6 protein-coding genes and 1 pseudogene are annotated in these 8,033 nt (G+C 74.2%); 4 read left to right on the top strand and 3 right to left on the bottom strand.

Annotation, left to right across the window (positions count from 1 at the left end):
• Positions 1 to 160 precede the first annotated feature (160 nt).
• Positions 161 to 1,780 carry an FtsW/RodA/SpoVE family cell cycle protein gene (locus ACFU6K_RS23155; RefSeq protein ID WP_380665911.1) on the bottom strand — a complete coding sequence of 540 codons (1,620 nt, stop codon included), beginning with the start codon at positions 1,778 to 1,780 and terminating at the stop codon, positions 161 to 163.
• Between the two features lie 362 nt (positions 1,781 to 2,142).
• On the opposite strand from ACFU6K_RS23155, the gene ACFU6K_RS23150 reads away from it, so the two are divergent.
• Positions 2,143 to 3,261: a cytochrome c oxidase assembly protein gene (locus ACFU6K_RS23150; RefSeq protein ID WP_380665909.1), complete on the top strand. Its 1,119-nt coding sequence runs from the start codon at positions 2,143 to 2,145 to the stop codon at positions 3,259 to 3,261.
• A 370-nt stretch (positions 3,262 to 3,631) separates the two neighbouring features.
• Entirely contained in the window at positions 3,632 to 4,768 is a 1,137-nt protein-coding gene (gene rsgA / locus ACFU6K_RS23145) for a ribosome small subunit-dependent GTPase A (protein ID WP_380665907.1), read from the top strand.
• A 63-nt stretch (positions 4,769 to 4,831) separates the two neighbouring features.
• Here the strand turns inward: rsgA and ACFU6K_RS23140 are convergent, their stop codons facing one another.
• Entirely contained in the window at positions 4,832 to 5,290 is a 459-nt protein-coding gene (locus ACFU6K_RS23140) for an ASCH domain-containing protein (RefSeq protein WP_380665905.1), read from the bottom strand.
• 386 nt (positions 5,291 to 5,676) lie between these two features.
• On the opposite strand from ACFU6K_RS23140, the gene ACFU6K_RS23135 reads away from it, so the two are divergent.
• Both ACFU6K_RS23135 and ACFU6K_RS23130 read left to right on the top strand, forming a co-directional pair.
• Positions 5,677 to 7,329: a DNA-3-methyladenine glycosylase 2 family protein gene (locus ACFU6K_RS23135; RefSeq protein ID WP_380665903.1), complete on the top strand. Its 1,653-nt coding sequence runs from the start codon at positions 5,677 to 5,679 to the stop codon at positions 7,327 to 7,329.
• Positions 7,326 to 7,835, top strand: coding sequence for a methylated-DNA--[protein]-cysteine S-methyltransferase (locus ACFU6K_RS23130; protein WP_380665901.1), 510 nt, complete (start codon positions 7,326 to 7,328; stop codon positions 7,833 to 7,835). Before ACFU6K_RS23135 ends, ACFU6K_RS23130 begins: the two co-directional genes overlap by 4 nt.
• 44 nt (positions 7,836 to 7,879) lie before the next feature.
• Here ACFU6K_RS23130 and ACFU6K_RS23125 read toward each other — a convergent pair.
• A pseudogene (locus ACFU6K_RS23125) lies at positions 7,880 to 8,033 on the bottom strand (GNAT family N-acetyltransferase); the annotation flags it as partial.

The following is an 8,033-nucleotide window of genomic DNA, read 5'->3' as shown; positions in this document are numbered from 1 at the left end:
GGCCGTGGGACCAGCGGTAGGCGGGGCGGACGGAAGTGACGGCAGGGCCTCTCCCGCGAGTGCGGGGGAGGCCCTGGTGCGTCGGGGGCGGTGGTGTGGGGGTGTGTCGCGGGCCGGGGGTGGGCCGGGCGGTGGGGCAGGGGGTGGGTCGGGGCGCGGGTCAGGGGGCGGACTGGTTCGGCGGGTGGCCGTACGCGGGGCGCAGCTCGGTCGGGGCGGAGGGGTCGGCCGCTCCGGGGGCTGAGGAGAGCGGCCCCGCCGGCGTCGGGTCCGTCGGGTGCTGGACCGACGGGTCGCGCGGGGTGTCGGGGTCGTACGGGCCGGGGGCCTCGTACGGGCCGGGCGCGGACGGTTCGGCCGGGCGGGCCTGGGCCGGGAGCGGCTCGGGGGAGGGCTGGACCGGGTCCAGGGCGGTGCGCCCGGAGGAGTCGCTCAGCTTGATCAGCAGCGCCACCATCAGCCAGTTCGCCAGCAGCGACGAACCGCCGGCGGCCAGGAACGGCAGCGCCTTGCCGGTCAGCGGGACCAGCCCGCTCACCCCGCCGACCACCACGAACACCTGGAGCGCCAGCGCCGCCGACAGGCCGGTGGCCAGCAGCTTGCCGAACGGGTCGGTCAGGCCGATCGCGGTGCGCAGGCCGCGCTGGACCAGCAGCACGTAGACCAGCAGGATCGCCGTCACCCCGGCCAGGCCCAGCTCCTCGCCGATGGTGGTGAAGATGAAGTCGCTGCGCCCGGCGAAGCCGATCAGCCAGGGCCGTCCCGAGCCCAGGCCGGTCCCGGTCATGCCCCCGGTGCCCAGGCTGAACAGCGCTTCGGCGGGCTGCTCGGAGATCGCCTTGTCGTGCACCGGCTTGTAGTAGTCGAGCGGGTGCAGCCAGGCCTCGACGCGGCCGTGCACGTGGGGTTCCACGGTCCCGACCACCGCCGCGCCGCCGACCGCCATCAGCAGGCCGAGCACCACCCAGCTGGTGCGCTCGGTCGCCACGTACAGCATGACGATGAAGACGCCGAAGAAGATCAGCGAGGTGCCCAGGTCGCGCTCGAAGATCAGCACCAGCAGGCTGACCACCCAGATCGCCAGCACCGGGCCGGCGTGCCGGCCGCGCGGCAGGGTCAGCCCCCAGACCTTCCGCCCGGCCAGCGCCAGCGCGTCCCGGGAGGCCATCAGGTACCCCGCGAAGAAGATCGTGATCGCGACCTTCACGAACTCGTCCGGCTCGAAGGAGAGCCCGAACAGCCGGATCCAGCGCTTGGCGCCGAAGCTGTCGCCCGGGGAGAGCACCGGCGCGGCCAGCAGGATCAGCGCACCCGCCATCAGCAGGTAGACGTAGCGCTGGAAGAAGCGGTGGTGCTTGACGAGGACGATCAGCGCGATCGCCGCCGCCACCGAGATGAACACCCACATCAGCTGGGAGGGCGCCGCCGGGAGCTTCTGGTAGTCGCCCTTGGCGGCGTGCGCGGCCTTGTAGCTGAAGTCCAGCCGGTCCAGCAGCACCAGCCCGAAGCCGGTCAGGAAGACGCCCAGCGGCAGGATCAGCGGATCGGCGTACGGGGCGAACCGGCGCACCGCCAGGTGGGCCGCCCCGGCCAGCGCGCCCAGCGCCAGGCCGTGCACCAGCAGCCCGGGCGGCATCCTGCCGGTGAGCGCCAGGCCGGCGTCGATGTGTCCCGCCAGACAGACGGCCACCGCGAGGGCCAGGAGGCCCAGTTCGATGTTGCGGTGGCGCGCCGCCAGCCGGCGGCCGTCGCCGCGTGCAGTGGTTCGCACCCTTGTCATCCCCTTGTCGGCCACGTGGCGGGTCTCGCCGACGGGGCATCCTGCCAGACGTTTGTGTCTTCGCCAGCGGTTGCGGAGAAGGGGGAAGGAGGGCAGAACTTTGCCTGGGCAAAGCTTTGTTGGGGCTTGGTAAAGCTTTGTTCAGGCCCGGGTATAGAGGCGGGCCCCGGGTGCGGCGGGGGCGCGGCGGAGGGACATCATGGCCGGGCGCCGGGGTTCCCGACCGTGGATTCCGGATTGTGGATTCGCGACCGACGGGAGCCGGGGGGATTCGCGACCGGCGGGTTCCCGACCGGCAGGTTCCCGACCGGCGGGTTCCCGACCGGCGGGGGACCACCGGGACAAGCGAGGTGAGCGGGCGGATGGGCGCAGTGCTGGACGGCGCGATCGGTGCTCCGGTGGGCGGATTGGCGGGCGGCCCGGTGCGCGCTCCGGTGGGCGGTCCCGCCTCGGTGCTCGCCTACGGCGGGCCGCCGCCGTGGCAGTGGTCCGACCTGGCGACCTCCTGGACGGCCGAGCCGCTGGTGCTCGCGGTGTCGGTGCTGCTCGGCGCCTGGTACCTGGCGGCGGTGCGCCGCGTCAACCGGGCGGCCGGGGCCGGGACCGGGACTGGGGTCGGGACTGGGGCCGGGGCCGGGTCCGCCGGTGGGCGCTGGCAGCCCACCCGTACCGCCGCGTTCCTCGGCGGGCTGCTGCTGTGGATCTGGTGCACCTGCTCCGGCCTCGGCGTGTACGACCGGATCCTCTTCACCGACCGGGCCGTGCAGGTCGTGCTGCTGCTGATGGTCGTCCCGCTGCTGCTCGCGCTCGGCGCTCCGGTCTCGCTGCTGGTCGAGGCGGCGCCGGCGGCCCGGCGGGAGCGCGTCCTGCGGGCGCTGCGCAGCCGTCCGTCCAAGGTGCTGATGTTCCCGGCGGTCTCCACCGCGCTGCTGATGGCGCCGCCGTGGCTGCTCTACTTCACGCCCTGGTACGAGTGGTCGGTGTCCAGCGGGCTCGGGAACGTGGTGCTGCACCTGGCGCTGGTGCTGCTCGGCCTCGCGTATTTTTGGCCGCGCCTGCAACTCGACCCGGTCGGGCACGAGTACCCGCACCTGGTCGGGTTGTTCATCACCTTCGCCGAGGTGATCTTCGACGCGGGGCTCGGGATCGTGCTGATCTACGGCGGGCACCTGGTCGCCGAGCACTACTACCTGGCGCTCGGGCGGCCGTGGGGGCCGAGCCTGGCGCAGGACCAGACCTGGGGCGGCAACGCGTTCTGGGTGCTGGGCGACCTGGTCGGGCTGCCGTTCCTGGCCGCGTTGGTGCGGCGGATGGTGGTGCAGGGGCGGGAGGAGACCGAGGCGGTGGACGCCGAGCTGGACGCCCGCTTCGCGGCGGCGGCCGAGCGGGCGCGGGCGACGGGGGAGCCGGAGGAAGAGGAGACCGGGATGCGGCCGTGGTGGCTGGACGATCCGAACCTCAAGCACCGGTACGGGGGGTAGGGCGCGTTGGTGGCGGGTCTGCTGGGTGGCGGGGCCTGCCGGGTGGCGGGCCTGGCGGGGTGGCCGGGCGGCTGTTCGCGGCGGGCCAATTGTGGCCCTTCGAGGCCTTCCCGGCGGCCTCTTCCTCGCGTTTCCGCAGGTCAAAAATAGGTTGGCCGGGATCCCCCGGTCCGCTAGCGTGTGACACATCCGGTTCGGGGGCCATTGGGCCGCCCGAGGAGTAGAGAGCAGGAGGTGAACCCCGTGGTCGTTGTCTCCCCGATAGCTGCCCAGGGCAGCACTCGCGTTCACCTCCTCTTCCCGGCCGCCGGCTGAGCCCTTCGCGCCAGCCGTAGCCCGCCGGGACATCTCCTCCCGAAGGGCCACTGCGTTGTTCAACGCTGCCTCCGTTCCGTCGTTCTCTCCTTCTTCTTCCTCCTCCTCGACCTCCGCTGACGCCTCCGGGCTGACCGGCTACGGCTGGACGGCCGAGCTCGCGGAGCTGTTCACCCCGTTCGGCGAGGCCGGGCTGCTCCCGGCGCGGATCGTCCGGGTCGACCGCGGCCAGTGCGACGCCGTCATCGCCGACCCGGAGACGGGCGAGCCGCGCACCGTCCGGTTCGACACCCGGCCGGTGGGCGACGCCGACATGATCAACTGCCCGTGCACGGGCGACTGGGCGGCCGTCGACCTGTACGCCCAGCCGATGGCCTCCGTCGCCGCGCTGCTGCCGCGCTCCACCGCGATCATCCGCAAGGTGGCCGGTAAGCGCTCCGACGGCCAGGTGCTGGCCGCCAACGTCGACACCGTGCTGATCGCCTCCTCCCTCGCGACCGATCCCGACCTCGGCCGGATCGAGCGCTTCCTCGCCCTGGCTTGGGAGTCCGGCGCCGACCCGCTGGTCGTCCTCACCAAGGCCGACCTCGTCGACGACGCCGACTTCATCCGGGCCGACGTCGAGGCGGTCGCCCCCGGGGTCACGGTGGTCGTGGTGAGCGCCGAGACCGGCGAGGGCATGGACGTGCTCCGCGCCTGCACCCCCGGCACCACCGCGGTGATCGGCCAGTCCGGTGTCGGCAAGTCCACGCTCACCAACGCCCTGGCCGGCTCCGCAGTGATGACCGTCCAGGAGGCCCGCGAGGTCGACCAGAAGGGCCGCCACACCACGACCACCCGCGAACTGATCCCGCTGCCCGGCGGGGGCGTGCTGATCGACACCCCCGGGCTGCGCGAAGTCGGCCTCTACGGTGGCGAGGGCGTGGACCTGGCCTTCGCCGACATAGCCGAGCTGGCCGAGGACTGCCGCTTCCACGACTGCGGCCACCACACCGAGCCCGGTTGCGCGGTGCAGGCGGCGCTGGCCGACGGCACCCTGCCGCAGCGCCGGATGGACAGCTACCTCAAGCTCCAGCGCGAGAACGACTGGATCGCCTCGCGGTCGGACGCCCGGGTGGCCAAGGCGCGGCTGAAGAAGTGGAAGACGATCAGCAAGTCGATGCGAGCCGCGGGAGGTCCGGTGAAGCGCTGAACCCCGGCACCGGCCGGCCGCCGCGCCACGGCCGCCGGCCGGCCTCCGCCGGGCCCACCCGGTTCAGCGGAGGTCGGCCGCCAGGCGGAAGCGCTGCAGGACCACCGGAGTGCTGTCGTCCACGGTGAACCCCGGGTCGTCGAGGGCGTCGAGCATCTCCGGGCTGCGCCAGAACCGCTCGTGCACCGCACGCCACTCGGCCACGCTGGTGCACCCCTCGCCTTCGTCCAGGGCGTGCTGGAGGTCGACCTCCGCGAGCGGGACCACGCGGACGTCCGTGGTCTCGATCACGGCGACCCTGCGGCCGTCCGAGTCGAGGACCGCGGAGCGCTCACCGGCCAGCGGCAGGGGCTCGCCCTCGTGGTCGTAGTCGGCGACCAGGCCGGTGGTGCTGGTCTTGGCGCCGTCGAGGATCGCCGCGACCAGCTGGTCCCGCAGCGGGCCGGGGAACGCGAACTCGGCCGGAGGCAGGGCGACGACGCGCGGGTCGTCCGGACCGGTGTAGGAGTGCTGATCGCTCATGCCGCGAGGGTAACGGCGGGACGGTCGGCGGGCCCGGGAATTTCGGGCCCGGCGGCCGGTGCCCGGAGCCCGGCTGCTGGAGCCGGGGCCCGGAGTCCAGGCGCCCGGTGCCCGGTGCCCGGTGCCCGGTGCCTGCTGCCCGGTGCCCGGCGCCGGGCACCCAGGCCCGGTGCGTGCAGGGGGTGCCGTGCGGGTGCTCTCGGGCGCTGGCCGGCGAATGGGTGGGCCGGCAGGTTTCCGGGCCATGGGCCGATGGGCCATAGGTCGATGGGCCATGGGGTGAGGCGGTGGGTGGGTGGGCGGGTGGTGGGAGGGGTGGGGGCGGGGGGAGGGGGAGGGGGGAGGGGGAGGGCCCCCGAAGCGGCGATCGGCGACGATCAACGGTGATGTCCGATTCCCGCCAGTCACCCCCCGCCCAGTGCCGCAAACTGGACAACGTGATCGACGACGACATCCGGTACCGAGCCGTGGACAGCCGCGACTCCCGCTTCGACGGGGTTTTCTTCACGGCGGTCACCTCCACCGGCATCTACTGCCGTCCGAGCTGCCCCGCCGTGACCCCGAAGCGGGTCAACTGCGTCTTCTACCCCAGCGCCGCGGCCGCCCAAGGGGCCGGCTTCCGGGCCTGCCGCCGCTGCCGCCCCGACTCCGTGCCGGGCTCGCCCGAGTGGAACCAGCGCGCCGACCTGGTCGGCCGGGCGATGCGCCTGATCGGCGACGGCGTGGTGGACCGCGAGGGCGTGGCCGGCCTGGCCGACCGCCTCGGCTACAGCTCCCGCCAACTGCAGCGCCAGCTGACCGCCGAGCTGGGCGCCGGCCCGATCGCGCTGGCCCGCGCCCGCCGCGCGCAGACCGCCCGCCTGCTCCTCCAGACCACCGAACTTCCCGTCACCGACATCGCGTTCGCGGCCGGCTTCGCCTCCGTCCGCCAGTTCAACGACACCGTGCGCGAGGTCTACGACCGCACCCCCAGCGGCCTGCGCGCCGAGGTCGCCGCCGGCCGCCGCATCGCGACCCCGGCCGGCGGTCTCACCCTGCGCCTCGCCTACCGCGGCGCGCTGGACAGCGAGCACCTGATCGACTTCCTCGCCCTGCGCGCCGTCCCCGGCGTGGAGGAGGTCGTCCCCGGCGCGCGCCCCGGCGTGCGCGTGTACCGCCGCACCCTCGCGCTCCCGTACGGCCACGGCATCGCCGAGGTCGAGGGCCTGGCGCCGGGCGAGCCGCCCACCCGCGGCTGGCTGGACTGCCGCCTGCTGCTCGCCGACCTGCGCGACCTGCCGACCGCCGTCCAGCGCCTGCGCATCCTCTTCGACCTGGACGCCGACCCGCTCGCGGTCGACGAGCAGTTCGGCGCCGACCCGCTGCTCGGCCCGCTCGTCCGCGAGCGCCCCGGGCTTCGCTCGCCCGGTCACGTGGACCCGCACGAGCTCGCCGTCCGCGCCGTCCTCGGCCAGCAGATCAGCGTCGTCGCCGCCCGTACCCTGGCGGGACGGCTCGCCGAGAAGTACGGCGCCGCGCTGCCCGAGCCCAGTGGCGGCCTGCGCCTGCTCTTCCCGACCGCGGCGGCCCTGGCCGCCGCCGATCCGGAGGACTTCGCGATGCCCGCCGCCCGCCGTCGCGCGCTCATCGGCCTGTGTGCCGCGCTGGCCGAGGGCGCGGTCCGGCTCGACAGCGGGGTCGACCGCGAGGAGGCCGCGGCCGGTCTGCTGGACCTGCCCGGCATCGGTCCCTGGACGGTCGGCTATCTGCGGATGCGGGCCCTGGCCGATCCTGACGTCTTCCTCCCGAGCGACGTGGGCGTCAAGCACGGCCTTCTCCGCCTCGGCGCCGCCGGGGACCCGAAGTCCGCCGCCCGCGCCGCCGAGTCCTGGGCCCCGTGGCGCTCCTACGCCGTCCACCGGCTGTGGGCCGGCCCCGCGACCACCGGCCCCGCAGGCACCGGGACCGACATGAGCACCGACACCGACACGAGCACCGGCATCAGCGACACCAGCAGCACCACCAGCACCAGCACCGGAACGGAGAACGGACGAGCATGAGCACCACCGTCTACACCACCATGGAGAGCCCCTTCGGCCCGCTGCTGCTCAGCGGGGTGCTGCCGGAGGACGGCGGACCGGCCGCGCTGGCCACCGTCACCGCGCCCGGCCAGAAGTACGCGCTGGCCGAGCCCGCCGACGACTGGGTGCGCGACCCCGAGGCGCTCGCCGAGCCGGTCGCCCAGCTGACCGACTACTTCGCGGGCAAGCGCACCGGCTTCGACCTCCCGCTCGCGCCCGAGGGCACCGAGTTCCGCCGCAGGATCTGGGCCGCGCTGGACGAGATCCCGTACGGCACCACCGTCACCTACGGCGAACTCGCCGAGCTGGCCGGGCAGGAGCCGCGCATGGTCCGCGCGGTCGGCGGCGCGGTGGGCGCCAACCCGCTGCTGATCGTCCGGCCCTGCCATCGGGTGCTCGGGGCCAGTGGCGCGCTCACCGGCTTCGCCGCCGGCGTGGACCGCAAGCGCTGGCTGCTGGACCTGGAGGGCGGCACCCTGTTCTGACCGCCGAGGCCCCACGGCAACGCCGAACTCCGGCCCGCGAACGATCAACTCCGAAGGTCCACCCGCCAGTTGTTGCTGCGCATGAACCGCCCGGGCGGGAACTCGAAGTCCGTCTCGCCGAGCAGCGTGAACCCCGCCTTCGCGCAGACCGCGTTGGAGGCGGGGTTGTCCACCGAGGGGAAGGCGTGCAGGTGGGGG

Origin of the sequence: Kitasatospora sp. NPDC057512, from assembly GCF_042802135.1 — a bacterium.
Classification (GTDB): Bacteria; Actinomycetota; Actinomycetes; order Streptomycetales; family Streptomycetaceae; genus Kitasatospora.
The sequence above is the reverse complement of the archived record's forward strand: the minus strand, read 5'-3'. Positions and strand labels throughout refer to the sequence as shown.